Consider the following 26,865-nt stretch of genomic DNA (forward strand, 5'->3'; position numbering starts at 1 on the left):
TTTAACAATATAAACCTATCAATCTGTGTGGGCACTCGTTGATGATAATCCAATTAGAAACTTCGGTTTCAAATTAGGTTTCAATGATACGAAGTGACCAATGAATCTTCGGATTCAGCACAGTCAATTCAAACATTACTTTATGTAATGTTCAGTATTCATTGAGCCGAACAAAATCTTAAATTGAAGAGTTTGATCATGGCTCAGATTGAACGCTGGCGGCAGGCCTAACACATGCAAGTCGAGCGGAAACGAGTTAACTGAACCTTCGGGGAACGTTAAGGGCGTCGAGCGGCGGACGGGTGAGTAATGCCTGGGAAATTGCCCTGATGTGGGGGATAACCATTGGAAACGATGGCTAATACCGCATAATAGCTTCGGCTCAAAGAGGGGGACCTTCGGGCCTCTCGCGTCAGGATATGCCCAGGTGGGATTAGCTAGTTGGTGAGGTAAGGGCTCACCAAGGCGACGATCCCTAGCTGGTCTGAGAGGATGATCAGCCACACTGGAACTGAGACACGGTCCAGACTCCTACGGGAGGCAGCAGTGGGGAATATTGCACAATGGGCGCAAGCCTGATGCAGCCATGCCGCGTGTATGAAGAAGGCCTTCGGGTTGTAAAGTACTTTCAGCAGTGAGGAAGGTGGTAGTGTTAATAGCACTATCATTTGACGTTAGCTGCAGAAGAAGCACCGGCTAACTCCGTGCCAGCAGCCGCGGTAATACGGAGGGTGCGAGCGTTAATCGGAATTACTGGGCGTAAAGCGCATGCAGGTGGTTTGTTAAGTCAGATGTGAAAGCCCGGGGCTCAACCTCGGAATTGCATTTGAAACTGGCAGACTAGAGTACTGTAGAGGGGGGTAGAATTTCAGGTGTAGCGGTGAAATGCGTAGAGATCTGAAGGAATACCGGTGGCGAAGGCGGCCCCCTGGACAGATACTGACACTCAGATGCGAAAGCGTGGGGAGCAAACAGGATTAGATACCCTGGTAGTCCACGCCGTAAACGATGTCTACTTGGAGGTTGTGGCCTTGAGCCGTGGCTTTCGGAGCTAACGCGTTAAGTAGACCGCCTGGGGAGTACGGTCGCAAGATTAAAACTCAAATGAATTGACGGGGGCCCGCACAAGCGGTGGAGCATGTGGTTTAATTCGATGCAACGCGAAGAACCTTACCTACTCTTGACATCCAGAGAACTTTCCAGAGATGGATTGGTGCCTTCGGGAACTCTGAGACAGGTGCTGCATGGCTGTCGTCAGCTCGTGTTGTGAAATGTTGGGTTAAGTCCCGCAACGAGCGCAACCCTTATCCTTGTTTGCCAGCGAGTAATGTCGGGAACTCCAGGGAGACTGCCGGTGATAAACCGGAGGAAGGTGGGGACGACGTCAAGTCATCATGGCCCTTACGAGTAGGGCTACACACGTGCTACAATGGCGCATACAGAGGGCGGCCAACTTGCGAAAGTGAGCGAATCCCAAAAAGTGCGTCGTAGTCCGGATTGGAGTCTGCAACTCGACTCCATGAAGTCGGAATCGCTAGTAATCGTGGATCAGAATGCCACGGTGAATACGTTCCCGGGCCTTGTACACACCGCCCGTCACACCATGGGAGTGGGCTGCAAAAGAAGTGGGTAGTTTAACCTTCGGGAGGACGCTCACCACTTTGTGGTTCATGACTGGGGTGAAGTCGTAACAAGGTAGCCCTAGGGGAACCTGGGGCTGGATCACCTCCTTATACGATGATTATTGCGATGAGTGTTCACACAGATTGATATGTTTATACACGTTAAGAGACGATACTGGGTCTGTAGCTCAGGTGGTTAGAGCGTTCGCCTGATAAGCGAGAGGTCGGTGGTTCAAGTCCACTCAGACCCACCAATCTTCCTCCCAGAAGAATTGGCACACAGTATCAACACCTGATGGGGCTATAGCTCAGCTGGGAGAGCGCCTGCCTTGCACGCAGGAGGTCAGCAGTTCGATCCTGCTTAGCTCCACCATCTTTAAGCGCATTTGCGTAAGTGTTCTTAAAAATGGTTTCGAAAGAAATCTAGCTCTTTAACAATTTGGAAAGCTGACGAATAACAACAATCCCCATCTCTATGAGATGCGTTGTTATTCAATTAAAAGTTCTCAAATCCTAAAACTATGTTTTAGGTACCAACACACATTCAAGTGTTCTTGGAAACATCCTTGTGATGTTTAATATTTGAGTCCGGCAAAATCGTGTCTGCACATGTATAAAAATGCAGACAACTTTGGTTGTTTAAACAGAAGACCCTTTGGGGTTGTATGGTTAAGTGACTAAGCGTACACGGTGGATGCCTTGGCAGTCAGAGGCGATGAAAGACGTAGTAACTTGCGATAAGCCCAGATTAGGTAGTAACAACCATTTGAGTCTGGGATTTCTGAATGGGGAAACCCAATTGCATAAGCAATTACTGTTAACTGAATACATAGGTTAACAGGGCGAACTCGGGGAACTGAAACATCTAAGTACCCCGAAGGAAAAGAAATCAACCGAGATTCCGAAAGTAGCGGCGAGCGAAATTGGACTAGCCCTTAAGCTTTTAATGAGACAGGTGAATGAGCTGGAAAGCTCAGCGATACAGGGTGATAGCCCCGTAACCGACATCTCATCATCAGTGAAATCGAGTAGGGCGGGACACGTGATATCCTGTCTGAATATGGGGGGACCATCCTCCAAGGCTAAATACTACTGACTGACCGATAGTGAACCAGTACCGTGAGGGAAAGGCGAAAAGAACCCCTGTGAGGGGAGTGAAATAGAACCTGAAACCGTGTACGTACAAGCAGTAGGAGCACCTTCGTGGTGTGACTGCGTACCTTTTGTATAATGGGTCAGCGACTTATATTCAGTAGCAAGGTTAACCATCTAGGGGAGCCGTAGAGAAATCGAGTCTTAACTGGGCGTCGAGTTGCTGGATATAGACCCGAAACCAGGTGATCTAGCCATGGGCAGGTTGAAGGTTGAGTAACATCAACTGGAGGACCGAACCGACTAATGTTGAAAAATTAGCGGATGACTTGTGGCTAGGGGTGAAAGGCCAATCAAACCTGGAGATAGCTGGTTCTCCCCGAAATCTATTTAGGTAGAGCCTCGGACGAATACTACTGGGGGTAGAGCACTGTTAAGGCTAGGGGGTCATCCCGACTTACCAACCCTTTGCAAACTCCGAATACCAGTAAGTACTATCCGGGAGACACACGGCGGGTGCTAACGTCCGTCGTGGAGAGGGAAACAACCCAGACCGCCAGCTAAGGTCCCAAATTATAGCTAAGTGGGAAACGATGTGGGAAGGCTTAGACAGCTAGGATGTTGGCTTAGAAGCAGCCATCATTTAAAGAAAGCGTAATAGCTCACTAGTCGAGTCGGCCTGCGCGGAAGATGTAACGGGGCTAAGCTATAAACCGAAGCTGCGGCAATGCAATTTATTGTATTGGGTAGGGGAGCGTTCTGTAAGCCGTTGAAGGTGAGTTGTAAAGCTTGCTGGAGGTATCAGAAGTGCGAATGCTGACATGAGTAACGATAAAGGGGGTGAAAAACCTCCTCGCCGGAAGACCAAGGGTTCCTGTCCAACGTTAATCGGGGCAGGGTAAGTCGACCCCTAAGGCGAGGCCGAAAGGCGTAGTCGATGGGAAACGGGTTAATATTCCCGTACTTCTTACAATTGCGATGGGGGGACGGAGAAGGCTAGGTGGGCCTGGCGACGGTTGTCCAGGTTCAAGTGCGTAGGCTTGAGAGTTAGGTAAATCCGGCTCTCTCTAAGGCTGAGACACGATGTCGAGCTACTACGGTAGTGAAGTCATTGATGCCATGCTTCCAGGAAAAGCCTCTAAGCTTCAGATTGTAAGGAATCGTACCCCAAACCGACACAGGTGGTCGGGTAGAGAATACCAAGGCGCTTGAGAGAACTCGGGTGAAGGAACTAGGCAAAATGGTACCGTAACTTCGGGAGAAGGTACGCTCTTGACGGTGAAGTCCCTTGCGGATGGAGCTATTGAGAGTCGCAGATACCAGGTGGCTGCAACTGTTTATTAAAAACACAGCACTGTGCAAAATCGTAAGATGACGTATACGGTGTGACGCCTGCCCGGTGCCGGAAGGTTAATTGATGGGGTTAGACGTAAGTCGAAGCTCTTGATCGAAGCCCCGGTAAACGGCGGCCGTAACTATAACGGTCCTAAGGTAGCGAAATTCCTTGTCGGGTAAGTTCCGACCTGCACGAATGGCGTAATGATGGCCACGCTGTCTCCACCCGAGACTCAGTGAAATTGAAATCGCTGTGAAGATGCAGTGTACCCGCGGCTAGACGGAAAGACCCCGTGAACCTTTACTACAGCTTGGCACTGAACATTGACCCTACATGTGTAGGATAGGTGGGAGGCTTTGAAACCGGTACGCCAGTATCGGCGGAGCCGTCCTTGAAATACCACCCTTGTAGTGTTGATGTTCTAACTTAGACCCGTTATCCGGGTTGAGGACAGTGCCTGGTGGGTAGTTTGACTGGGGCGGTCTCCTCCCAAAGAGTAACGGAGGAGCACGAAGGTGGGCTAATCACGGTTGGACATCGTGAGGTTAGTGCAATGGCATAAGCCCGCTTGACTGCGAGAATGACAATTCGAGCAGGTGCGAAAGCAGGTCATAGTGATCCGGTGGTTCTGTATGGAAGGGCCATCGCTCAACGGATAAAAGGTACTCCGGGGATAACAGGCTGATACCGCCCAAGAGTTCATATCGACGGCGGTGTTTGGCACCTCGATGTCGGCTCATCACATCCTGGGGCTGAAGTCGGTCCCAAGGGTATGGCTGTTCGCCATTTAAAGTGGTACGCGAGCTGGGTTTAGAACGTCGTGAGACAGTTCGGTCCCTATCTGCCGTGGGCGTTGGAAGATTGAAGGGGGCTGCTCCTAGTACGAGAGGACCGGAGTGGACGAACCTCTGGTGTTCGGGTTGTGTCGCCAGACGCATTGCCCGGTAGCTAAGTTCGGAATCGATAACCGCTGAAAGCATCTAAGCGGGAAGCGAGCCCTGAGATGAGTCTTCCCTGACCCCTTGAGGGTCCTAAAGGGTTGTTCGAGACTAGAACGTTGATAGGCAGGGTGTGTAAGCGTTGTGAGGCGTTGAGCTAACCTGTACTAATTGCCCGTGAGGCTTAACCATACAACACCCAAAGGGTTTTGATGGACTCAAAGCAAGAACTTTGAATGTGTAACTACAGAACTTAATAACAGCTTTCCGAATTAAAGAATTTGCTTGGCGACCATAGCGATTTGGACCCACCTGATTCCATGCCGAACTCAGAAGTGAAACGAATTAGCGCCGATGGTAGTGTGGGGCTTCCCCATGTGAGAGTAGGACATCGCCAGGCTTTAAATTTCGACTTTAGGTCTAACCAGTGCGGAGCGGTAGTTCAGTTGGTTAGAATACCGGCCTGTCACGCCGGGGGTCGCGGGTTCGAGTCCCGTCCGCTCCGCCACTTATTCCAGACCTCAGCAGCAATGCTGAGGTCTTTTTGTATCTACGGGATTATTTTGGTCTGCGACCAACGAGTCCCGCTTGCCCGCAAGCCCGGCCGACCCGCCACTTATTAAGAAAGCCTAGTCTTACGACTAGGCTTTCGTCGTTTTGGAAGCCCGTTGCTATCGCAACGGGCTTCTTGCTTTTATGGGAGAGATGGAACGGACTGCGTCCTCGGGAACGCTTCGCTATAGATGCGAGAACAGGCTTCGCCCTACGAGAGGTAACTGTTGAAATTAAGTTGGTAGAGCCGATGATTTAGAAGGTGTTGACAGCACTCGTCTCCTAAAAGACACAATTTTCCAGTTCTCCAGTTCTCCAGTTCTCCAGTTCTCCAGTTCTCCAGTTCTCCAGTTCTCCAGTTTTCCAGTTTTCCAGTTTTCCAGTTTTCCAGTTTTCTAATCTTGACGATTAAACATCGTATTTGCAGTCAGTGTCTATGAGAGATACAAAAAGGAGTTACTTATATCTAACTGAGGAAACAGTATGATAGATGCGATTCTTTCGGTCTTGATTGCCTTGTGGAATCAGGACTTTTCAATCCTGCAGAATCCTGAAAGTGCACTGATGATTTATTGCGTTGTCGGGGCTTTGATTTTCCTTGAAAGTGGCTTTATTCCTGCCGCTCCTTTTCCATGTGATAGTGTAGTGGTTCTTTCAGGGACACTTGCGGCAGTCGGAGTTTTGAACCCGATAGTGATATTGCTGTTGATTTGTATTTGTGCTGCTCTTGGCAGTTGGGCTGCTTATTTACAAGGGGCTTGGCTAAATCGACTACCCAAAGTTCAAGGGTGGATAAATGCAGTACCACAGAGTCGTCTCGATCAGGTTGATGTGCTTTTAGGTAAACATGGTTTAGTGGCTCTGTTTAGTGCTCGATTTATCCCAGTTGTACGCTCTTTACTGCCATTAATGATGGGGATGAGGGCCAGAACAGTGGTGAAGTTTCATTATTTCTCTTGGCTTAGTGCGATCTTATGGACGCTACTTCTCTGCTCTTTCGGTATGTTGCTACCATCGCTTCCTGAATCTATAAGTAAATACATCACAGCGGGGCTTATGGCAGCGCCAGTCATTACTTTATGCGCAGCACTTTCAAGCATTATTGTCATCAAGCTGCGTAAATCGATGATGAAACCTGTCACGGAAAATGCTCAAAAATAGCTTTAGGTTACCTATGATCCAAAAGCTTTATATACTAAAAAGGCAGCTTGGTTAGCTGCCTTTGCGTTATAGATGTTTCCAAACCCTATTCTTGCTCTGCCTCTCTATTTTCAGAATCCATCTCTTTTTGGGCAAGCTTAGCTTTTTCGATCATTGGCGTAATGGTTGAGCCTTGGACTAAGATCGAGAACACCACTACCGAGTAGGTCATGACTAGGACAATCTCTTTTACATCGATCAGTTTATCCTGAATAACCCAGATACCAGACGGAATGGAAAGCGCCATGGCTAATGCCAATCCGCCTCTTAACCCACCCCAAGTAAGAATCTTGACCGACCAAGGGTTATATTTTCTAAAACGCTTAAAGCCAATGTATGACAAGAAAACACTTAGGTAGCGAGCTGACAAGACTAGAGGTACTGAGAAAGCCATTAGAATCCAGTCTTCTTTATGGAATTCAAACAACAGCATCGACATACCAATCAGCAAGAATAGAACTCCGTTAAGGAATTCGTCAACGAGTTCCCAGAAGTGATCGAGGTGATCTTCACTCTCTTTGGAGAAACCGATAAATCTGGTCCAGTTACCAATCATAATGCCAGATACGACCATAGCTAATGGTCCAGAAACATGCAGAACTTCGGCAAAGGCATAGCCTGCTGTTGGTATACCTATGGTTAGCAAGAGCTCCATTGAGTGATCGTCGGTAGAGCTGATTAGATAGTGGAACAATAAACCTAAAGCAAATCCATATAAGATGCCGCCCAGCGCTTCTTGGATAAACAGCATGGTAACACTACCAACCGTAGGCGCTTCGGTACCAAAGGCTATGGTAAAGATAGTGACAAAGATAACTAGGCCAAAACCATCGTTAAAGAGAGATTCGCCTTCGATTTGAGTAGAGATGCGTTTAGGAGCGTCGAGCTTTTTAACGATAGCCAGTACAGCGATTGGGTCGGTTGGTGAGATAAGCGCACCAAACAGTAGGCAGTAAACTAGGTCAAACTGAATACCGATAAACTGACAGAAACCATAAAGGACAAAGCCAATAAAGAAGGTCGAGAATAGAGTCGCGCCCAGAGCTAAGGCTGTGATTTCCCATTTTTGATCTTTGAGATTGGGTAGCTTGATACCTAGACCACCGGCAAAAAGGAGAAAACCCAATATGCCTTTAAGTAGGAAATCTTCAAAGTTAATGCTCGCCACTGTGTTTGAAGCGATTTCTGTTAAATGAAACCAATCATTTTGGCCTGCTACAAGAATCAACAGCGACAGCATCATCGATCCAGCAGTGATTGCGATAGTGGTTTGCATTTTACCTATCTTGCTGTTTACAAAAGCAATCAACATAGCTGCAGCTGATAGGAAACAGAGCGTGTAATAGACCGACATTATAATCTCGACATGTAACAAATTGTGAATGGGAATTTTCTGCCTACTATGTACAAATAGCAAACATTTTTTTGTCATAACTAAGTCATCAATTAACTCTTTTAGACGTCTAGACTCCTTTTTAATGTGTGATAGGATGGAGTGATAACTAAAGGAATGAGGCTGTACCGTGGGAAGTAATGTAAGGCAACAGATTGAAGCTCAATTAAAACAACGTATCTTGCTGATCGATGGTGGTATGGGCACCATGATTCAAGATTACAAATTAGAAGAGCAAGATTATCGAGGTGAGCGCTTTGCTGACTGGCATTGCGATTTAAAAGGTAATAACGACTTACTCGTTCTTTCTCAGCCTCAGCTTATTAAAGATATCCATTCTGCTTATCTAGAGGCAGGTGCAGATATCCTCGAAACCAACACCTTCAACGCAACCACTATTGCAATGGCTGACTATGAGATGGAAAGCCTAAGCGAGGAGATCAACTTCGCCGCAGCCAAACTCGCACGTGAGGCGGCTGATGAGTGGACGGCAAAAACGCCAGAAAAACCTCGTTACGTTGCAGGTGTATTGGGCCCAACCAACCGCACATGTTCTATTTCACCCGATGTAAACGATCCCGGCTATCGAAACGTTAGCTTTGATGAGCTCGTCGAAGCGTATTCAGAGTCGACTCGCGCTCTGATTAAAGGTGGCTCAGATCTAATTCTGATCGAGACCATCTTCGATACCTTGAACGCTAAAGCGTGTGCCTTTGCAGTAGACACTGTATTTGAAGAGTTGGGACTCACATTGCCAGTGATGATATCGGGCACCATTACCGATGCGTCAGGTCGAACGCTTTCTGGTCAAACAACCGAAGCTTTCTACAACTCCCTTCGTCACGTTAATCCAATCTCATTTGGTTTGAACTGTGCTCTAGGCCCTGACGAGCTACGCCCGTACGTGGAAGAGCTCTCACGTATCTCAGAGACATTTGTTTCGACTCACCCTAATGCGGGTTTGCCTAACGCCTTTGGTGAATATGATTTATCACCTGAAGATATGGCGGTGCATGTTAAAGAGTGGGCGGAAAGTGGTTTCTTAAACCTTATTGGCGGTTGTTGTGGTACGACTCCAGAGCATATCCGCCAAATGGCTATCGCGGTAGAAGGAGTAAAACCGCGCGCGCTACCAGAACTTATCACGGCTTGTCGTCTATCTGGTCTTGAGCCACTGACAATCGAAAAAGAAACCTTGTTTGTTAACGTTGGTGAAAGAACTAACGTAACGGGTTCTGCGCGCTTTAAACGTCTGATCAAAGAAGAGCTTTATGATGAGGCGTTAGAGGTTGCACGCCAGCAAGTCGAGAATGGTGCGCAAATCATCGATATCAACATGGATGAAGGCATGCTTGATGCTGAAGCATGTATGGTGCGTTTCCTCAACCTGTGTGCCTCTGAGCCAGAAATTTCCAAAGTGCCTATCATGGTCGACTCCTCTAAGTGGGAGGTTATCGAAGCTGGCCTGAAATGTATTCAGGGTAAAGGCATTGTTAACTCTATCTCACTCAAGGAAGGTAAAGAGAAGTTTGTTGAGCAAGCTAAGCTGATTCGTCGCTATGGTGCGGCTGTTATCGTGATGGCGTTTGATGAAGTTGGTCAGGCAGAAACGCGTGAACGCAAACTGGAAATCTGTACTAATGCCTACAATATCTTGGTTGATGAAATTGGCTTCCCACCTGAAGATATCATCTTCGACCCGAATATTTTTGCTGTTGCGACCGGTATCGAAGAGCATAACAACTACGCAGTAGACTTTATTGAAGCGGTTGCGGACATCAAGCGCGATCTGCCTTACGCGATGATCTCTGGTGGCGTGTCTAACGTCTCTTTCTCATTCCGCGGCAACAACTATGTACGTGAAGCGATTCACGCCGTATTCCTTTATCACTGTTTTAAAAACGGTATGGATATGGGGATCGTAAATGCTGGTCAGCTTGAGATTTACGACAACGTACCCGACAAGTTGCGTGAAGCGGTAGAAGATGTCGTTCTAAACCGACGTGATGATGGTACAGAGCGACTGCTCGATATTGCCGCTGAATATGCAGGTAAAGGCGTTGGAAAAGAAGAAGATGCGTCAGCACTTGAATGGCGTAACTGGTCAGTTGAGAAGCGTTTAGAGCATGCGCTAGTTAAAGGTATCACCGAGTTTATTGTTGAGGATACCGAAGAGGCGCGAGTTAATGCGAGCAAGCCGTTAGAAGTGATTGAAGGTCCACTTATGGACGGCATGAACGTGGTTGGTGACCTATTTGGTGAAGGCAAGATGTTCTTACCTCAGGTGGTTAAATCAGCTCGCGTGATGAAGCAGGCGGTTGCTCACTTAGAACCTTATATTAATGCATCAAAGCAAGCGGGCTCGTCGAACGGTAAAATTCTTCTAGCGACAGTAAAAGGTGATGTTCACGATATTGGTAAGAACATTGTTGGCGTTGTTCTACAGTGTAATAACTACGAGATCATCGATCTTGGCGTTATGGTGCCGTGTGAGCAGATCCTCAAGGTCGCCAAAGAAGAGAACGTTGATATTATTGGTTTGTCCGGCCTGATTACTCCTTCATTGGATGAAATGGTTCATGTGGCAAAAGAGATGGAGCGTCTCGACTTTGACTTGCCACTGCTTATTGGTGGCGCGACGACATCGAAAGCCCACACTGCGGTTAAGATTGAGCAAAACTACAAACATCCCGTGGTGTATGTAAACAATGCTTCGAGAGCAGTTGGTGTGTGTACTTCACTTCTGTCAGATGAGCTGCGTCCTGCTTTCGTCGAGAAGTTAGATGCTGACTACGTCCGTGTTCGTGACCAACACAATCGTAAGAAGCCAAGAACTAAGCCTGTGACTCTTGAACAAGCGCGTGCTAACAAAGTGGCGATTGATTGGGAGAGATATACACCTCCAGAGCCTGCTAAGCCGGGTGTTCATGTGTTCGATGATTTTGATGCTGCCACACTGCGCAACTACATTGACTGGACGCCTTTCTTTATGACTTGGTCGCTTGTCGGTAAGTACCCAGCGATTTTAGATCATGAAGAAGTCGGTGAAGAGGCGAAGCGCCTGTTTAAAGATGCCAATGATCTGTTAGATCGAGTAGAGAAAGAAGGTCTACTTAAAGCACGGGGTATGTGTGCGCTGTTCCCTGCAGCAAGTGTTGGCGATGATATTGAGGTGTACACCGATGAGTCACGCACTGAAGTGGCCAAAGTGTTGTATAACCTGCGTCAGCAAACAGAGAAGCCAAAAGGCTTTAACTACTGCCTATCTGATTATATTGCCCCTAAACAGTCAGGTAAGAAGGACTGGATTGGTGCGTTTGCCGTGACGGGTGGTATTGGTGAGCGCGAACTCGCTGACCAGTATAAGGCGGCTGGTGACGACTATAACGCCATCATGATTCAGGCGGTGGCCGATCGCTTAGCTGAGGCATTTGCCGAGTACTTACATGAGCAGGTACGTAAAGAAATCTGGGGCTATTCTGCAGATGAGAACTTATCGAACGATGAACTGATCCGTGAGAAGTATCAGGGGATTCGTCCTGCTCCTGGTTACCCAGCTTGTCCTGAGCACACAGAGAAAGGTTCTCTATGGGATCTGCTTAAAGTTGAAGAGACCATCGATATGTCACTGACGACAAGCTATGCGATGTGGCCAGGCGCGTCTGTTTCTGGTTGGTATTTCTCTCACCCAGATTCTCGTTACTTTGCGATCGCGCAGATCCAACAGGATCAAGCGCAAAGCTACGCGGACCGTAAAGGTTGGGATATGCTCGAAGCCGAGAAATGGTTAGGGCCAAACCTTAACTAGTTCTAAATCAAGAAACAAAAAGCGCAGCTTATGAGCTGCGCTTTTTAGTCTCTGAAAGTCTGATTAAATCATGATGGTTGCTAAGCCAAGGAAGACAGATAGGCCGATAACATCGGTCACGGTTGTGAGCGCCATACCCCCCGCCAGTGCCGGGTCGATGTTCATCTTCTTGAGTAGAATAGGGATAGTTACCCCAGCCACACCTGCGACCAGTAGATTGGTCAGCATTGCGGCGGAAATAATGCCGCCTAACATCCAATTTCCTTTCCAAGCGACAACGATACCGCCAATAATCAGTGCCCACATGATGCCATTGAGTAGGCCGATCGCGGCTTCCTTCATCAGCAGTTCACGTTTATTGGCATCACCAATATGACCAAGTGCTAGACCGCGAATTACGAGCGCTACGGTCTGGTTACCCGCGACACCGCCCATAGAAGGGACTATGGTCATTAAGACAGCAATTGCCGCCATTTGGTCAAGCGTTGCTTCAAACATGTTTGATACGGATGCGGCAGCAAGGGCTGCGAGAACATTCGCACCTAGCCAGATACTACGCTTACGCGCTGACTTAACCACGGGTGCGAAGGTATCTTCGTCATCATCCATACCGGCCATACTCATCATTGAGTGTTCAGCGTCTTCACGGATAACGTCGACTACGTCATCGATAGTGATACGACCAACCAAGTGTTGGTTCTCATCAATAACAGGCGCTGATACCCAGTTGCGGCGTTCAAACAAACTAGCAATGTCTGAGTCGCTCATAGTGACATCAATGGCTTCATCGGTATCTTCCATGACATCACTGATCTTGATGTCAGGCTGAGTAGTCAGAAGGGTTGTGATCGGTAGTTCACCAATCAAGCGACTTTCTTCGTCAATCACGTATAAAGCATCAGTTGCTTCTGGCAGTTCCCCTTTCATACGTAAATAGCGAAGTACAACATCGACGTCGACATCACCACGAATAGTGATAACGTCGGTGTTCATCAAACTACCGGCAGTGTCTTCTGGATAAGATAGGGCCGTTTCAACCAATAGACGCTCAGCTGTATCCATTTGGGATAAGACTTCGCGAGAAACATCATCTGGTAGGCTGCGAAGTACGTAAGCGACGTCATCGGTTTCCATACCTTCTGTTGCTTCAGCAAGCATCTCCGGCGCCATTTTGGACACCAGATCATCTTTAACGTCTTCGTTTAATTCATCAAGAATTTCACCGTAATCTTCCGGATCGGTGAGTTGCCAGAGGACTTCTCGACTTTTACGCGGAGAGGCTTCTAAGAGATGGGCAATATCTTCTGGTTCCATGTCCTGAAGTTGGCGACGGACATGGACAAAACGACCATTTTCTAGAGCTTCGGTAACTTCTTGGAGGGCTTGGTGAGCTTGATCGAATTCTATTTGCTCTGCCATTCATTCCCCCTGACTCTCTATGCTTACAATGCTGTGAATAGTAACTTAATTTTAGAATGTATTTAATAAGTTAATGTGAAGGAAGGTTATTTAGTGCCAAATGACTGGTGAATTACTCATCTTCGTCAAACTTGTCTTCAATAAGATGACAAACGGCTTCAAGAGCAGGGTGCGCATCACTGCCTTCAGCGCTGATAGTGACATGTTCGCCTTGTGCTGACTCGAGCATTAGCAGCCCCATTACGCTGTCTGCAGTCGCTTCTTTGCCTTCATGATTTTGAATGGTAAGGATGGCGTCGAAGGATTGAGCCAGTTCGACCAATTTGACAGCAGCACGAGCGTGAAGACCTAAACGATTTTGGATTAAGACAGTACGACTTTGCTGCTGCATAAATTATTCCTTGTGGTTTTTCTCGAGTGAAGCGTGACGAATCTGAACTTGATGACCCATCTGTGCAAAGTATTCGCCGATTTGCTGAGTGAGATAGACGGAGCGATGTTTGCCACCAGTACAACCAATAGCGACGGTTAGATAGCTACGATTGTTTTTCTCCAGCATTGGCAACCAGTGTTCAATGAACCTTTGAATTTGCTGTTTAAGCTCCATCACCTCTTGATGACCTTCCAAGAAGGATTTGATAGGTGCATCTAAGCCAGTTAAAGGTCTTAAATCTGGTTCCCAATGCGGGTTGGGTAAGAAGCGTACATCAAACACATAGTCGGCATCGCTTGGTAGGCCATATTTGAAACCAAAAGACTGGAAAACCATGACAAGATCTTTGCGTTCACGTCCTTCAACGCGCATACGCACTGTTTCACTTAGATCATGCAGAGATTGGTTACTGCTATCGATCACTAAGTCAGCATGCTCTTTGAGAGGAGAGAGGATACAGCGTTCTTTCTCTATCGCCTGCTCTAACGAGGTGTTTTCAATGCTGAGTGACAAAGGGTGAATTCGACGTGTTTCGCTATAGCGCTTTAATAGAGTCTCTTTGTTGGCATCCAAAAATAGCACGCTGACATCAGAACTTTTCTTTAGCTTAGTTAACACAGCTTCGACTAAGTTTGGCTCTGTTGGTAGGTTACGGATATCGATGCTGACGGCGACATTCTGTTTGCTGGTTTGAACCGATTGAACAAAGACTTCAAGCAGGTCGACGGGCAGGTTATCTACGCAGTAGTAACCTAAGTCTTCCAGTACGCGTAACGCAACGCTTTTACCTGCACCGGACTGACCGCTAACAACGATAAGGCGCATTATTGATTAACCATGATGTCGTAGAGCTCTTGGTCTGACTGAGCTTTACGCAGTTGTTTGAGGATCTGTTTGTCGTTTAGACGTTCTGCCATGCTCGAAAGTGTTTTTAGGTGCTCTTTACATTGTGCGTCTGGCACGAGTAGAGCAAAAAGTAGGTCGACAGGGCGATTGTCAATGGCGTCAAACTCAACAGGTGATTCACACTGCAGCAATACTGCGACAGCTTTATCGCTTGCTTGCATACGAGCATGGGGAATGGCTATTCCATTTCCAATGCCAGTACTGCCCATTTTCTCGCGACTGAGCATACATTCAAAAAGTTCGGTTGAGTTTTGCCCCGTTTGTTCAGCGACAAGTTCACTGATCATTTCAAGGGCTCGTTTTTTACTAGTACATTGAACTGCACTTTTGGTGCAGTCCAATGTAAGGATTTCGCTTAGTTGCATGGTTTTAGTGGGCGTTTAGCTTTTCTTTGTGCTTGTTGAGCTGTCGAACAAGTTTGTCGACGAGCGAATCTATCGCTGCATACATGTTTTCATCGTCTGAAGAGGCATGAATTTCAGCTTGATTTACGTGAAGGGTAGCTTCCGCGATTTGACGGAGTTTTTCAACTTTTAATACCACATGAATACTGTTGATATGGTCAAAAAAGCGTTCGAGCTTCTGAAACTTTTCGTTTACGTAGTCTTGCATTGAATCGGTTAGATCAACGTGGTGGCCATTAATATTGATTTGCATAGACTTTCCTTCTCGGTTGTAGGCCTAAAGCAGGCGTTTGCGCTGACTTGAAGGGGCTATTCCTAAAGACTCTCGGTATTTCGCTATCGTCCTACGAGCGACCTGAATCCCTTGGTCAGCGAGTAGAGCTGCAATCTTACTGTCACTGAGTGGTTTCGCACTGTTCTCTGCAGCGACGAGTTTCTTAATCAGTGCACGGATTGCAGTTGATGAGCACTCTCCGCCATTGTCGGTGCTGACATGGCTTGAAAAGAAGTACTTCAGTTCAAAAATGCCACGAGGGGTATGCATGTATTTCTGCGTGGTAACCCTAGAAATGGTGGACTCATGCATGTCGACAGCTAAAGCAACATCATTAAGCACCATTGGCTTCATGGCTTCTTCACCATACTCAAAGAAATCGCGTTGATGTTCAACAATACACTTAGCAACTTTGAGCAACGTCTCGTTTCTACTTTCTAAGCTTTTGATTAGCCATTTTGCTTCTTGCAGGTTGCTGCGAATGTACTGACTATCGGCAGTATTGCCTTTGCCCAGTGCTGCATATTGCTGGTTGACCTTCAGTCTTGGCACTGAGTCTGGATTAATGGTTACTACCCACTTACCGTGATCCTTAAACACGGACACATCTGGGATAACATATTCAGCATGGTCAGGGGCAATACGGCTTCCTGGTCTTGGATCAAGCTGTTGAATCAGCTTGAGTACTTCACGCAGCTCTGCTTCTTTTAGCTTAGTCTCTTTTATAACCAGTTTGTAATCACGGTTACCTAACTGGTCGATATGGTTAGTTAGTACTAACTTGGCTTCTGCCAACCAAGGAGTGTCTTCTGGGAAGGTGGCGAGCTGAAGTAGCAAGCAGTCTTGGAGATTATTGGATGCAACGCCGAGTGGATCAAATTGCTGGATACGTTTACGTACAGCTTCAATTTCCTCGATCTCAATCTCTTCGTTATTGAAGCTGTCGAGGATGTCCTCAGTCGATACAGTTAAATAACCATAGTCATCAATGGCATCAATCAGTGCCAGGGCGATGGTGCGGTCCGTTTCACTAAATGGCGTGAGGTCTAATTGCCAGATTAGGTAGTCTTGCAGAGATTGAGTGGTTTCACCTTGGTAGACGGGAGCGTCATCATCAAGAGCGATGCCTGTACTACCCGTGTTTGCACTGTAGACATCTTCCCAAGTGGTATCAATTTCGAGGTCGTTGCTGATTTCAGATTTTTCTATCAGCTCTGAGCTGTCTTTTACATCAGGCTCTGCTGTTTCTGCAAGCTCAACTGTGGATTCTTTCTCTTCATTGCGGTTTGTTTCTTCAGCAGACGGCTCATCACTGGTTTCTTCAACCTCGAGGAGAGGGTTTGAATCCAAAGCTTCTTGAATCTCTTGTTGAAGATCTAGCGTCGACAGCTGCAACAAACGAATCGCTTGCTGCAATTGAGGTGTCATCGCTAACTGCTGTCCTAGCTTGAGTTGTAATGAGGGTTTCATTCAGTATTACTTGCCTTAATGCTGGAGAATCTTACCGTTCTTCCCTTTAATCATAGACGGAATTGTTCGCCGAGATAAACTTGTTTCACTTGCTCGTTGTTTAGCACTTGATCTGGTGTGCCTTCTGCGATGAGGTGACCTTGGCTTACAATGTAAGCTTTTTCACATACATCCAGTGTTTCACGAACGTTGTGGTCAGTGATCAATACACCCAGTCCACGATCTCTTAAATGTTCAATGATCTTTTTAATGTCGATAACCGAAATCGGGTCAACACCTGCAAACGGCTCATCCAACAGAATGAATTGAGGGTTGGCTGCTAGTGCGCGTGCAATTTCTACACGGCGACGCTCACCCCCTGATAATGCCATACCCGCGCTGTGGCGTATGTGCTGAATGTGGAATTCTTCTAACAAATCTTCTAGCTTGTCTTGGCGTTCTTCGCGAGTCATCTCTTCGCGAGTTTCCAAAACCGCCATAATGTTGTCTTCAACAGACAACTTACGGAAGATAGATGCTTCCTGAGGCAGGTAGCCAATACCCATACGTGAACGGCTATGCATCGGTAGGATACTGATGTCTTCACCGTCGATAGTTATCGCACCTTGGTCACGCGCCACTAGGCCGACAATCATATAAAACGAGGTCGTTTTACCTGCACCGTTAGGACCTAAAAGGCCAACAATCTGACCCGATTCCACTTGCAAACTTACATCGGTGACAACTGTGCGATTGCCGTAAGTTTTCGCTAAGTGCTCAGCTTTAAGTATTGCCATAATTATTCTTGTACTGCTTGTGGCTGAAGTACGGTAGAGACGCGATCGCCTTTCTGTTTACCGTCAGCAATCAGCTTCTGAGATGAAATTTTGTAGCGTATTTTCGTGCCGCGAATCACGCTGTCATCTTGCGAAAGCATGGCTTCATCGATCATGGTCAATTGGTCATCGACCATGACGTAGTAAAGCTCTTTTGCTTCCCCGTAAAGCGTTTTTCCATCATCCGTTAACTGAGAAAACGTTGCCAAATCCCCATACCCTTCAATCTCTTGGATTGAACCATCTTTGGGGTCACGGGTAACAATAACTTTATCAGCATTGATATTGATACTGCCTTGTTTGAGTTTTACGTCTCCAAGGAAAGTAACTTTATTGCTCTGCATGTCTAGCTGTTGGCTATCTGAGTCGATATAAACCGGTTGGTCTTGGTCCGTCGACAAAGCCATTGCTTGACTAGACAGTAATAAACAAGAAATCAGACTAAGGTGTGAGAGTTTCATATCTACTTTGTACGTGATTGTAGAGGGTAGCGTGATTATCGGCGAAATTGCCCGTCATCGCTTGCCCTACTGTTTCAAATTGAGGCCCAACCATGATTACTTGGTTGTCTGCCCAAAAGTCTCTGCTGTCTAGCTGGATGTTCATAACATCGGTAGACAGGGTGTCAAAGCCAGAGTCAGGTAATAAGTTTGTCGCTAAAACATCTTCATAAAGCGTCAAAACATGATCTTTGCTTAAAACACCACGGACTGCTGTCACTTCCCACTCTTGAGTGGTGCCTTCCTTATAAACTTTAAGGACTGGCTGATAAAAAATGGTATCGCCACTTCTTGCAAAGTGGTCAAGATTTACCGATGTGATTACGTAGCTGCGAATGCCTGACTCATTGTATGAGGTGTTGACTAGACCTTCACCACTGAACATCGGGAGCTCTGTATCTGGCTCTACCTGAATATCATAACCCTGCTGCTTATCGAAAAGATAGTAAGCAGACCAGCATATTATGAAAGTCAGGATGAGATATCCAATACGAGATAGACTCATATACTTAGACCTTTATGAACATCGAGTTCGTTTCGTGCTTGTAGAATTAGGTCGCAGACTTCTCTTACTGCTCCATGTCCACCTCGAATAGAGGTCACGTAGTTTGCTCGACGCGCCAGTAGTGGGTGTCCATCAGCCACACATACTTTTAAAGCAACTTGCTCCATCACTGGCCAATCAATTAGGTCATCACCAATATAGCCAGTTTGTTCTGGTGCAATGTCGAGCTTGGTACAAATATCCTGATAGGCTTTGATTTTGTCATCTTGACCTTGGTAAATCAGGCTGATACCTAATGCCTTCATACGGTTTTCGACGATCTGAGAGCGTCGACCGGTAATAATGGCGATTTCAATCCCCGCATTCATTAGCGATTTTACGCCATAGCCATCACGGGTATGAAATGTTTTCAGTTCTTCACCATTGTTGCCCATGTAAATCAGACCGTCAGAGAAGACGCCATCTACATCGCAGATCAACAGTTTAATGTCTTTGGCAATATCTAGAATGGATTGTTCCACTGGTTGATATAAAGTTTCAATCATTTTCGACATTACATCACTCCAGCTTTTAATAAATCATGCATGTTGAGTGCGCCAACCACTTTACCGTTATCACATAGGATTAGGCCACTAATGCTTTTATCCTGCATTAAGTTTAACCCCTCAGCCGCGAGCATATTTGGTACTGCGACGGTTGGGTTTACGGTCATTACATCACCAATCAGCGCAGTGTGAATATCGACTCGTTTATCCAAGGTTCGGCGTAAATCACCATCGGTAAAAATACCAACCAGTTGCTGGTGGTCATCGACGACCGCCGTCATTCCAAGCCCTTTTTGGCTGATTTCGAGCAGCGCATCACGAACAACTGTGTTTGGGGTGACAAGCGGTAAGTCCTCGCCCGTATGCATGATATCAGACAGCTTAAGCAACAATTTTCTTCCCAACGCACCACCTGGATGCGATAGGGCAAAGTCTTCTGCTGTAAAACCGCGTGCTTGCATCAGTGCCATTGCTAATGCATCGCCCATTACTAGGGTTGCCGTGGTGCTAGATGTTGGCGCAAGTTGGATTGGACAAGCCTCTTTTGGCACTGTGATTTGTAGGTGAATATCAGCCAGTTTTGCCATGTTCGACTTCGGCTTGCCAGTCATACTGATGATTTTAATATTGAGGCGTTTTAATACTGGGAAAAGCCCAAGGATTTCTCCAGATTCACCCGAGTTGGAAATCGCTAGCACAATATCACCGGGCTCGATCATGCCTAGATCGCCGTGAGCAGCTTCGCCTGGATGAACAAAAAAGGATGAGGTGCCTGTGCTGGCAAGTGTCGCAGCAATTTTGTTGCCGATATGACCAGATTTACCCATACCCATGACCACGACCTTGCCATCTTTGTTGGCAAGGATAAGCTCACATGCTTTGATAAAGTCTTGGTTTAGATATTGGTCGAGCTGTTCTAGTGCTGCGATCTCGGTTTTTAGTACTTCTAGTGCCGCAGAGCGATAGTCAAACATACAGAACTCCAACAGGTTTTTAGGCGGTCATGTTCATAATTAAGTAGGCTTGGTAGCCAATAAAGCAGCAGAATAGGGCTGCGCCTTCAAAACGATTAATGCTACGAGATTTACCTAGCGCCATCGCAACAAGCAGTAGTGAGACGCCAAGCATGACCCAGAAATCACGCCCCATTGCATATTCACTTAAAATTGATGGATTTAGAATGCCAGGGATGCCCATGACTGCGAGAATATTGAATACGTTCGAGCCAATGATGTTACCGACTGCCATGTCATCTTCACCTTTCATAACGCCAGCAAGAGAAGCCGCTAGTTCAGGTAAGCTAGTACCAACCGCAATAATCGTCAGGCCTATCACTAGATCGCTCATGCCAAAGTATTGAGCAATGATCACCGCATTGTCGACTAATACATCGGCAGCGAGTGGCAAAACAATCAGGCCGATCACTACCCACATCGCCGCTTTACCGTTACTTACGCCTTCTGGTACTTCGGATTCTTGCTCTTCAATGAATGCATCGCCGTTCTTTTTCTCGCTACGGCTGATGCGCAGCATAGTGAGGATAAAAGCGGCAAAAAGAGCAAACAGTAATACACCTTCGTAGAAGCCTAAGTGGCTATCCCACAATAGAACACCTGCTAAAAGCGTTACTCCGATCATCAAAGGTAATTCGCGGCGTAGAACACCTGAGCTGATTGAGAGTGGCTTGATTAGTGCGGTGATGCCTAAGATTAATGCGATATTGGCGATGTTTGAGCCTAGGACGTTACCTACAGCAGTATCTGTTTTACCATCGAGAGCTGCAGTGGCAGAAACCATCATTTCAGGTGCTGAAGAGCCCATAGCAAGGATGGTCATACCGATAACGAGAGGAGAAATACCTACGTTACGAGCCAGAGCAGCAGCACCAAACACCAGTTTGTCGGCACTCCAAACCAAAAATACCAATCCAATAATGAGAAACACAACGGCTTCAAGCATGATGATTCCTAATCAATATACAACGAGAGAATTTAACCGTTAATTTTGACGGTTTGGGGGTAAAAAGAAAAGCAGTTCATTCAATTAATTGTTAACCAAATACGTAATTGGAGCCACTAAGGTAGAGTAGGCGGGCGATAGAGTCAGAATTCGAATAACTCACATTTAATTGAACAGTGCTTTAAATTCAATTTGAATGTGCTTATGATTGCCCATTCTTAAAGGAACAAATATGAGTCCAGCATGGAATCTAAAGACCTAGTCACCGTTAAGCAGCTAACGTTTTCTCGTGGCGAGCGCAAGATCTTTGATAACGTCAGTCTACGTGTACCTAAAGGTAAAGTGACTGCGATCATGGGTCCATCAGGGATTGGTAAAACAACCTTGCTGCGTCTTATCGGCGGCCAAATCTACCCTGAGAGCGGTGATATTTGGTTTGATGGTAACAATATCCCCACTTTAGGCCGACGCAAGCTCTATCAAGAGCGCAAGAAAATGAGCATGCTGTTCCAATCTGGTGCCTTGTTTACTGACTTGTCAGTGTTTGACAATGTCGCCTTTCCATTGCGTGAGCATACCGAGTTGGACGAGTCGATTATTCGCACTTTAGTTCTGCTTAAATTAGAAGCTGTCGGATTACGTGGTGCAGCGGAGTTAATGCCAAGTGAACTCTCTGGGGGGATGGCAAGACGTGCTGCTTTAGCTCGAGCGATCGCTCTTGACCCCGATCTCATCATGTACGATGAACCTTTTGTTGGCCAAGACCCGATAACGATGGGCGTGTTGGTGGAGCTGATTCGTAACTTAAATCAGGCGTTAGGTGTTACCTCTATCGTCGTGTCGCATGATGTTCCTGAAGTGATGAGTATTGCGGACTGGGTGTATATCTTGGCCAACGGTAAAGTGATTGCGAGCGGAACGCCACAAGAGTTACGCGCCAATATGGATCCACAAGTGCAGCAGTTTCTTAAAGGGGATGCGGATGGTCCAGTGCCATTTCGTTTCCCATCTCAACCTTTAGCTAAGGAGCTGTTCTTATAATGGGCTTAGCGAATTTCGTAGCTTCGATTGGCCGCCGCACTATGTCGGTGTGTGAAGCATTTGGTAGAGCAAGCTTGATGCTGTTTGGCGCATTAGCGAGTCGGCCCCAGCCACTCAAAAATTTACCTCTACTGGTTAAACAACTCTACAGCGTTGGCGTTCAATCTCTGATTATTATTGTTTTATCAGGTCTTTTCATCGGTATGGTGTTGAGTCTGCAAGGTTATGTCATCTTGGTCGACTTTGGCGCTGAAGGTGCTTTAGGCCAGATGGTTGCGCTCTCTTTGCTTCGAGAGTTGGGGCCTGTAGTAACAGCATTATTGTTCGCTGGGCGTGCAGGCTCAGCGTTAACGGCTGAAATTGGTTTGATGAAAGCGACTGAGCAGCTATCGAGCATGGAAATGATGGCGGTTGATCCACTCAAAAGAGTCATCGCGCCTCGGTTCTGGGCTGGCGTTATCTCTATGCCACTGCTAGCGATGATTTTTATGGCTGTCGGTATATGGGGTGGTCAATTAGTCGGGGTTGATTGGAAAGGGATTGACCATGGCAGTTTCTGGTCGGCAATGCAAGCCTCAGTCGAACTTGGACAAGATATTGGTAACAGTATGATTAAGAGCTTAGTGTTCGCGATAACTGTTACTTGGATAGCGCTTTTTAATGGATACGATGCGATTCCTACTTCGGAAGGGATCAGTCGTGCGACGACTCGCACCGTTGTCCACTCTTCTTTGGCTGTACTTGGTCTAGACTTCGTACTAACGGCCTTGATGTTTGGTAATTAAATGATGTTTGGGAACTAATCATGCAACAAACTCGCAAGATTGAATTATGGGTTGGTAGCTTCGTTCTCGCTGGAATTTGCGCAATTCTGGTGATGATTTTTCAAGTTGCTGACGTAAAGGGGCTCGGCTCTAACGATACTTATACTCTCAAAGCCGAGTTCGATAACATTGGCAGCTTAAAAGTACGTTCCCCAGTTAAGGTTGGCGGAGTGGTAGTCGGGCGCGTAACCAGTATTGGTCTCAATAGTGAGTCTTTACTACCTGTTGTTTCTATGGCAATCAACAGCACATACAACCAGTTTCCAGAAACGTCGAGCGTGAAGATTTTAACTTCAGGTCTAATTGGCGAGCAGTACATTGGTTTAACACCGGGCTTTGTATTTGAAGATGAGCAAATGCTGGTGGAAGGCGACTATATCGAAGATACCAAGTCCGCTTTGGTGCTAGAAGATTTGATTGGACAAGTTTTGTATAGCGTTGGTGGTTCTGAAGAGTAAGGAGAGAATTATGTTGAGAAAGTTAGTACTTACTCTGTTTTCAATGTTTTTGGCGTTTAATGCTGCTGCACAGCCAATTGATAAGACTCAACCTTATCAGATGATGAAACAAGTGTCAGAGCATGCTTTCGCTCGCCTAAAAGCAGAGCAAGATCAGGTGCAGCAAGATCCTAATCATCTCAAACTAATTGTTGATGAAGAATTGATGCCTTACGTCAACGAAAAGTATGCGGCTTTGAAACTACTTGGCCCTAATTTAAAAGGGGCAAAACGTGAGGATGTAGGGAAGTTTATCGTCGCATTTCGAGCCTACTTAGTTAGCTCTTACGCGCAAGTATTGACCCAATATACTGATCAGACGATCGAGTTTGGTCCAGAGCCAAAGCTTGACCCTAAAAAGAGCATTACCAGCATCAAAGTCGACATCGTTGATACACCACGACCAAACATTAAGTTGGAATTTAAGCTACGTCGTGACAAGAAAAGTGGCGAGTGGCAAGCATTTGACATGATTGCCGAAGGGATCAGCCTTCTTTCTAGCAAACAGTCTGAGTGGAGCACTAAGCTTCGCCAAGAAGGCATTCTGTCAGTCGCTCAAGAGCTTGAAGAGCTCGCTAAGCAACCAATTCGACTTGAGAGTAAAACTCAATGATGGAACCGAAATGGCAGAAAAATCATGACGGTCAGTACTCACTAACCGGTGACCTAAATCGAGATACTGTGCCTAAACTGTGGCAGTCTCTTCAAACGTTACAGCTCGCTAGCGAGCGGGTTGAAGTCTCGCTTGAGGGCTTAACAAGAATAGACTCTGCTGGAATGGTGATGCTAATTCATCTAATTGAGAATGCAAAAAAACAAAACTGTCATATAATGCTCAGTTTCGTGCCGGAACAACTGCGCACATTATTTCAGTTGAGCAATGTCGATGAACTCATTGCAGGGCATTTAAAGAATACTACAGGGGTGAATTGTGGATAGCGCAAAAGTACAACAGATTTTAAACGAAGCACTTAAATTAGAAGAGCTGCACGTGAAAGGCGAAGGCAGTCATTATGAAGTAGTTGCTGTTGATGCTTGTTTCGATGGAATGAGTCGCGTTAAAAAACAACAGCTAATTTATGCACCACTGATGGAATACATCCAAAGAAATGACATCCACGCCGTCTCTATCAAGGCATTCACTCCAGAAGAGTGGGCTCGTGATAAGAAGTTGATGTCACTGTAAGGTTTAATAATGGAAAAGTTTCGAGTTACGGGTTCTAACAAACCTCTTGTAGGTGAAGTAACCATTTCTGGTGCAAAAAACGCTGCACTGCCAATTTTATTTGCGTCTATCTTGGCTGAAGAGCCAGTTGAAGTGGCCAATGTGCCTCGCTTGCGTGATATCGACACAACGATGGAGCTACTAGAGCGACTCGGTGCTAAAGTCGAGCGCAATGGCTCGGTTCATGTTGATCCAAGCTGTATTAATGAATACTGCGCACCTTACGACTTAGTTAAAACGATGCGTGCTTCAATCTGGGCTTTAGGTCCATTAGTGGCTCGTTTCGGTCAAGGTCAGGTCTCATTACCTGGTGGCTGTGCGATTGGTGCACGTCCGGTTGATTTGCACATTCACGGTCTAGAGCAGCTTGGCGCGACGATTACGCTTGAAGACGGCTACGTTAAAGCGAATGTTGATGGTCGCCTTAAAGGTGCTCACATTGTTATGGACAAAGTCAGCGTTGGCGCAACGATTACAATTATGTGTGCAGCTACTTTGGCGGAAGGTAAAACAGTTTTGGATAACGCTGCTCGTGAGCCTGAGATTGTTGATACTGCTGACTTCCTTAACAAGCTGGGGGCCAAGATCTCTGGCGCAGGTACAGATACAATCACTATTGAAGGCGTTGAGCGCCTAGGTGGTGGTAAGCACTCAGTGGTTGCAGACCGTATTGAAACGGGTACTTTCCTAGTCGCGGCAGCGGTTTCAGGTGGTAAAGTAACGTGTCGCAACACCAAAGCGCACTTGCTTGAAGCGGTACTGGCTAAGTTAGAAGAAGCAGGCGCAATGGTTGAGACAGGTGAAGACTGGATCACTGTCGATATGACGGGTAGAGACCTAAAAGCGGTGACCGTTCGCACTGCGCCACACCCAGGCTTCCCAACCGATATGCAGGCTCAGTTCACGCTGCTTAATCTAATGGCCAAAGGCGGTGGTGTTATCACCGAAAATATCTTCGAGAACCGCTTTATGCATGTGCCTGAGCTGATGCGTATGGGCGCTAAAGCAGAGATTGAAGGCAATACTGTTATTTGTGGTGACGTGGATGAGCTAAGCGGTGCACAAGTGATGGCAACCGATCTTCGTGCTTCAGCAAGTTTGGTCATCGCCGGTTGTATTGCGAATGGCGAAACCATTGTTGACCGTATCTACCACATTGATCGTGGTTACGACAAAATTGAAGACAAGCTGTCTGCCTTAGGCGCAAATATTGAACGTTTTCGCGATTAAAGATAGAATCAGCTAACGCTTGTAAGCCGAAACGCGAGTTTCGGCTTTTTTATGAATGATAGATCAGTTAGAGTCTGCTCAACTGATAAATGACTCTCTATTTTGGAGAACCACAATGATTGCACTATTACGTGTATTGGCTGTTGCGATATTTGCAATTGTGATGTTTATTTTTGGCTGTGGCTATTGCTTACTGAGCCCACGTAATCCAAAGCACGTGTTTACCTTTGGTCGTCTATTCGGAAAAATGTCGAGAGTGTTCGGTATTAAGCTTGAACTGCGCATTCCTGAAGACGCTTATAAACGTGGTCAGCATATCTATATCGCCAACCACCAGAACAACTGGGATTTGTTTACTGTCTCATCAGCGGTAACACCGAAAGTTGTGACAGTAGGTAAAAAGAGCCTAGCTTGGATGCCGCTGTTTGGTCAGTTGTACTGGCTAACGGGGAATATTCTTATCGACCGTGCTAACCGCTCTAAAGCGAAAGGGACGATCGATCAGGTAGTCGATAGCCTCAACAACAGTGACGTATCTGTTTGGATGTTCCCAGAAGGGACTCGTTCGCGAGGCCGTGGTCTACTACCTTTCAAAACAGGTGCTTTCCATGCTGCTATTGGCGCTAAGCTACCAATCATTCCTATTGTGTGTAGCTCGACAGGTGGTGTTAAACTCAACCGTTGGAACAATGGCCACGTTATTATTGAAATGTTGCCTCCAGTACAAGTCGAAGATTACGGCAAAGAGAATGTTCGTGAACTCGCGAATACATGTCGTGAGCAGATGAAAGCTAAGCTAGAGTCGCTTGATAAAGAGGTCGCTATGCTAAACCAACAGCAAGGTGTGAAAGCCTAGCCTAGAGCAAGCGAATAGAGA

Annotated in this window: 23 protein-coding genes, 3 tRNA genes and 3 rRNA genes; 16 read left to right on the top strand and 13 right to left on the bottom strand. The window is 46.5% G+C overall.

All coding sequences use genetic code 11. From position 1 onward, the window contains the following. Positions 1-180 precede the first annotated feature (180 nt). The 7 genes from AC6R00_RS01845 to AC6R00_RS01875 all read left to right on the top strand — a co-directional run bounded on the left by AC6R00_RS01845 (position 181) and on the right by AC6R00_RS01875 (position 6,701). A 16S ribosomal RNA gene (locus AC6R00_RS01845) occupies positions 181-1,733 on the top strand. 66 nt (positions 1,734-1,799) lie between these two features. Beyond that, positions 1,800-1,876: transfer RNA gene (locus AC6R00_RS01850), tRNA-Ile, on the top strand. 43 nt (positions 1,877-1,919) lie between these two features. After that, positions 1,920-1,995, top strand: a tRNA-Ala gene (locus tag AC6R00_RS01855). Positions 1,996-2,289: 294 nt separating this feature from the next. Continuing rightward, positions 2,290-5,180: ribosomal RNA gene (locus tag AC6R00_RS01860) — 23S ribosomal RNA — on the top strand. Between the two features lie 92 nt (positions 5,181-5,272). Next, positions 5,273-5,388: ribosomal RNA gene (gene rrf, locus AC6R00_RS01865) — 5S ribosomal RNA — on the top strand. Together the 16S, 23S and 5S rRNA genes with 3 tRNA genes alongside form the textbook arrangement of a ribosomal RNA operon. Positions 5,389-5,419: 31 nt before the next feature. Continuing rightward, positions 5,420-5,496: transfer RNA gene (locus AC6R00_RS01870), tRNA-Asp, on the top strand. Positions 5,497-6,023: 527 nt separating this feature from the next. Further along, positions 6,024-6,701 carry a DedA family protein gene (locus AC6R00_RS01875; protein ID WP_500639166.1) on the top strand — a complete coding sequence of 226 codons (678 nt, stop codon included), beginning with the start codon at positions 6,024-6,026 and terminating at the stop codon, positions 6,699-6,701. 85 nt (positions 6,702-6,786) lie between these two features. Here the strand turns inward: AC6R00_RS01875 and AC6R00_RS01880 are convergent, their stop codons facing one another. Then, positions 6,787-8,094 carry a cation:proton antiporter gene (locus tag AC6R00_RS01880; protein WP_500639167.1) on the bottom strand — a complete coding sequence of 436 codons (1,308 nt, stop codon included), beginning with the start codon at positions 8,092-8,094 and terminating at the stop codon, positions 6,787-6,789. 169 nt (positions 8,095-8,263) lie between these two features. On the opposite strand from AC6R00_RS01880, the gene metH reads away from it, so the two are divergent. Next, positions 8,264-11,941 carry a methionine synthase gene (gene metH / locus AC6R00_RS01885; RefSeq protein ID WP_500639168.1) on the top strand — a complete coding sequence of 1,226 codons (3,678 nt, stop codon included), beginning with the start codon at positions 8,264-8,266 and terminating at the stop codon, positions 11,939-11,941. A gap of 63 nt (positions 11,942-12,004) precedes the next feature. Here the strand turns inward: metH and mgtE are convergent, their stop codons facing one another. The 12 genes from mgtE to AC6R00_RS01945 all read right to left on the bottom strand — a co-directional run bounded on the left by mgtE (position 12,005) and on the right by AC6R00_RS01945 (position 21,171). Continuing rightward, positions 12,005-13,360, bottom strand: coding sequence for a magnesium transporter (gene mgtE, locus AC6R00_RS01890; protein WP_500639169.1), 1,356 nt, complete (start codon positions 13,358-13,360; stop codon positions 12,005-12,007). Positions 13,361-13,472: 112 nt separating this feature from the next. Then, positions 13,473-13,751, bottom strand: a complete 279-nt coding sequence (locus AC6R00_RS01895; RefSeq protein WP_004409805.1) for an HPr family phosphocarrier protein — start codon at positions 13,749-13,751, stop codon at positions 13,473-13,475. Between the two features lie 3 nt (positions 13,752-13,754). After that, positions 13,755-14,618: an RNase adapter RapZ gene (gene rapZ, locus AC6R00_RS01900; RefSeq protein ID WP_500639170.1), complete on the bottom strand. Its 864-nt coding sequence runs from the start codon at positions 14,616-14,618 to the stop codon at positions 13,755-13,757. Beyond that, positions 14,618-15,064 (bottom strand): PTS IIA-like nitrogen regulatory protein PtsN, encoded by a 447-nt coding sequence (ptsN, locus tag AC6R00_RS01905; RefSeq protein ID WP_004748606.1) that lies wholly within the window; start codon positions 15,062-15,064, stop codon positions 14,618-14,620. Before ptsN ends, rapZ begins: the two co-directional genes overlap by 1 nt. A gap of 4 nt (positions 15,065-15,068) precedes the next feature. Then, a complete protein-coding gene (hpf, locus tag AC6R00_RS01910) occupies positions 15,069-15,356 on the bottom strand; it encodes a ribosome hibernation promoting factor (RefSeq protein WP_004748604.1) in 288 nt (95 codons plus the stop codon). 24 nt (positions 15,357-15,380) lie between these two features. Beyond that, on the bottom strand, positions 15,381-16,847 hold the full coding sequence (locus AC6R00_RS01915) for an RNA polymerase factor sigma-54 (RefSeq protein WP_500639171.1): 1,467 nt from the start codon (positions 16,845-16,847) through the stop codon (positions 15,381-15,383). 50 nt (positions 16,848-16,897) lie between these two features. Continuing rightward, positions 16,898-17,623: an LPS export ABC transporter ATP-binding protein gene (lptB, locus tag AC6R00_RS01920; RefSeq protein WP_004748600.1), complete on the bottom strand. Its 726-nt coding sequence runs from the start codon at positions 17,621-17,623 to the stop codon at positions 16,898-16,900. 2 nt (positions 17,624-17,625) lie between these two features. After that, on the bottom strand, positions 17,626-18,123 hold the full coding sequence (gene lptA / locus AC6R00_RS01925; RefSeq protein ID WP_004748598.1) for a lipopolysaccharide transport periplasmic protein LptA: 498 nt from the start codon (positions 18,121-18,123) through the stop codon (positions 17,626-17,628). After that, entirely contained in the window at positions 18,104-18,667 is a 564-nt protein-coding gene (gene lptC / locus AC6R00_RS01930; protein ID WP_004748597.1) for an LPS export ABC transporter periplasmic protein LptC, read from the bottom strand. The genes lptA and lptC overlap by 20 nt, the downstream gene beginning before the upstream one ends. Next, positions 18,664-19,221, bottom strand: coding sequence for a 3-deoxy-manno-octulosonate-8-phosphatase KdsC (gene kdsC, locus AC6R00_RS01935; RefSeq protein ID WP_004748596.1), 558 nt, complete (start codon positions 19,219-19,221; stop codon positions 18,664-18,666). Before kdsC ends, lptC begins: the two co-directional genes overlap by 4 nt. Then, a complete protein-coding gene (locus AC6R00_RS01940; RefSeq protein ID WP_500639172.1) occupies positions 19,221-20,186 on the bottom strand; it encodes a KpsF/GutQ family sugar-phosphate isomerase in 966 nt (321 codons plus the stop codon). Before AC6R00_RS01940 ends, kdsC begins: the two co-directional genes overlap by 1 nt. A 19-nt stretch (positions 20,187-20,205) precedes the next feature. After that, entirely contained in the window at positions 20,206-21,171 is a 966-nt protein-coding gene (locus AC6R00_RS01945) for a calcium/sodium antiporter (protein ID WP_500639173.1), read from the bottom strand. Positions 21,172-21,414: 243 nt separating this feature from the next. Here AC6R00_RS01945 and mlaF point away from each other — a divergent pair, with 243 nt between their 5' ends. The 8 genes from mlaF (at position 21,415) to AC6R00_RS01985 (ending at position 26,844) form a co-directional block, all read left to right on the top strand. Continuing rightward, positions 21,415-22,212: a phospholipid ABC transporter ATP-binding protein MlaF gene (gene mlaF, locus AC6R00_RS01950; RefSeq protein ID WP_500639174.1), complete on the top strand. Its 798-nt coding sequence runs from the start codon at positions 21,415-21,417 to the stop codon at positions 22,210-22,212. Next, positions 22,212-22,997 (top strand): lipid asymmetry maintenance ABC transporter permease subunit MlaE, encoded by a 786-nt coding sequence (gene mlaE, locus AC6R00_RS01955; RefSeq protein ID WP_004748592.1) that lies wholly within the window; start codon positions 22,212-22,214, stop codon positions 22,995-22,997. Before mlaF ends, mlaE begins: the two co-directional genes overlap by 1 nt. A 20-nt stretch (positions 22,998-23,017) precedes the next feature. Next, complete coding sequence (gene mlaD / locus AC6R00_RS01960; RefSeq protein ID WP_239854263.1) at positions 23,018-23,494, top strand: outer membrane lipid asymmetry maintenance protein MlaD; 477 nt, start codon at positions 23,018-23,020, stop codon at positions 23,492-23,494. Between the two features lie 10 nt (positions 23,495-23,504). Continuing rightward, positions 23,505-24,146 (top strand): phospholipid-binding protein MlaC, encoded by a 642-nt coding sequence (gene mlaC / locus AC6R00_RS01965; RefSeq protein ID WP_239854262.1) that lies wholly within the window; start codon positions 23,505-23,507, stop codon positions 24,144-24,146. Then, on the top strand, positions 24,143-24,472 hold the full coding sequence (locus AC6R00_RS01970) for an STAS domain-containing protein (RefSeq protein ID WP_239854261.1): 330 nt from the start codon (positions 24,143-24,145) through the stop codon (positions 24,470-24,472). The genes mlaC and AC6R00_RS01970 overlap by 4 nt, the downstream gene beginning before the upstream one ends. Next, on the top strand, positions 24,465-24,719 hold the full coding sequence (gene ibaG, locus AC6R00_RS01975; RefSeq protein WP_049845512.1) for a BolA family iron metabolism protein IbaG: 255 nt from the start codon (positions 24,465-24,467) through the stop codon (positions 24,717-24,719). Before AC6R00_RS01970 ends, ibaG begins: the two co-directional genes overlap by 8 nt. A gap of 9 nt (positions 24,720-24,728) precedes the next feature. Beyond that, positions 24,729-25,988 (top strand): UDP-N-acetylglucosamine 1-carboxyvinyltransferase, encoded by a 1,260-nt coding sequence (murA, locus tag AC6R00_RS01980; protein WP_004748585.1) that lies wholly within the window; start codon positions 24,729-24,731, stop codon positions 25,986-25,988. A gap of 115 nt (positions 25,989-26,103) precedes the next feature. Next, the gene (locus AC6R00_RS01985; RefSeq protein WP_004748583.1) at positions 26,104-26,844 is read left to right on the top strand and encodes a 1-acylglycerol-3-phosphate O-acyltransferase; all 741 of its coding nucleotides are present in this window, start codon (positions 26,104-26,106) and stop codon (positions 26,842-26,844) included. Positions 26,845-26,865: the final 21 nt, after the last annotated feature.

This window comes from Vibrio sp. R10-SF1-ISO8 (genome assembly GCF_059833805.1).

Excerpts from the sequence above, each read along its gene's own strand:
- mlaF (WP_500639174.1), top strand. The coding sequence starts at position 21,415 with ATGGAATCTAAAGACCTAGTCACCGTTAAGCAGCTAACGTTTTCTCGT.
- mlaE (WP_004748592.1), top strand. The coding sequence starts at position 22,212 with ATGGGCTTAGCGAATTTCGTAGCTTCGATTGGCCGCCGCACTATGTCG.
- hpf (WP_004748604.1), bottom strand. The coding sequence starts at position 15,356 with ATGCAAATCAATATTAATGGCCACCACGTTGATCTAACCGATTCAATG.
- AC6R00_RS01945 (WP_500639173.1), bottom strand. The coding sequence starts at position 21,171 with ATGCTTGAAGCCGTTGTGTTTCTCATTATTGGATTGGTATTTTTGGTT.
- murA (WP_004748585.1), top strand. The coding sequence starts at position 24,729 with ATGGAAAAGTTTCGAGTTACGGGTTCTAACAAACCTCTTGTAGGTGAA.
- AC6R00_RS01985 (WP_004748583.1), top strand. The coding sequence starts at position 26,104 with ATGATTGCACTATTACGTGTATTGGCTGTTGCGATATTTGCAATTGTG.
- mlaD (WP_239854263.1), top strand. The coding sequence starts at position 23,018 with ATGCAACAAACTCGCAAGATTGAATTATGGGTTGGTAGCTTCGTTCTC.
- ptsN (WP_004748606.1), bottom strand. The coding sequence starts at position 15,064 with ATGCAACTAAGCGAAATCCTTACATTGGACTGCACCAAAAGTGCAGTT.
- AC6R00_RS01940 (WP_500639172.1), bottom strand. The coding sequence starts at position 20,186 with ATGTTTGACTATCGCTCTGCGGCACTAGAAGTACTAAAAACCGAGATC.
- mgtE (WP_500639169.1), bottom strand. The coding sequence starts at position 13,360 with ATGGCAGAGCAAATAGAATTCGATCAAGCTCACCAAGCCCTCCAAGAA.
- AC6R00_RS01970 (WP_239854261.1), top strand. The coding sequence starts at position 24,143 with ATGATGGAACCGAAATGGCAGAAAAATCATGACGGTCAGTACTCACTA.
- mlaC (WP_239854262.1), top strand. The coding sequence starts at position 23,505 with ATGTTGAGAAAGTTAGTACTTACTCTGTTTTCAATGTTTTTGGCGTTT.
- lptB (WP_004748600.1), bottom strand. The coding sequence starts at position 17,623 with ATGGCAATACTTAAAGCTGAGCACTTAGCGAAAACTTACGGCAATCGC.
- rapZ (WP_500639170.1), bottom strand. The coding sequence starts at position 14,618 with ATGCGCCTTATCGTTGTTAGCGGTCAGTCCGGTGCAGGTAAAAGCGTT.
- AC6R00_RS01895 (WP_004409805.1), bottom strand. The coding sequence starts at position 13,751 with ATGCAGCAGCAAAGTCGTACTGTCTTAATCCAAAATCGTTTAGGTCTT.
- kdsC (WP_004748596.1), bottom strand. The coding sequence starts at position 19,221 with ATGTCGAAAATGATTGAAACTTTATATCAACCAGTGGAACAATCCATT.
- lptC (WP_004748597.1), bottom strand. The coding sequence starts at position 18,667 with ATGAGTCTATCTCGTATTGGATATCTCATCCTGACTTTCATAATATGC.
- lptA (WP_004748598.1), bottom strand. The coding sequence starts at position 18,123 with ATGAAACTCTCACACCTTAGTCTGATTTCTTGTTTATTACTGTCTAGT.
- AC6R00_RS01880 (WP_500639167.1), bottom strand. The coding sequence starts at position 8,094 with ATGTCGGTCTATTACACGCTCTGTTTCCTATCAGCTGCAGCTATGTTG.
- AC6R00_RS01875 (WP_500639166.1), top strand. The coding sequence starts at position 6,024 with ATGATAGATGCGATTCTTTCGGTCTTGATTGCCTTGTGGAATCAGGAC.
- AC6R00_RS01915 (WP_500639171.1), bottom strand. The coding sequence starts at position 16,847 with ATGAAACCCTCATTACAACTCAAGCTAGGACAGCAGTTAGCGATGACA.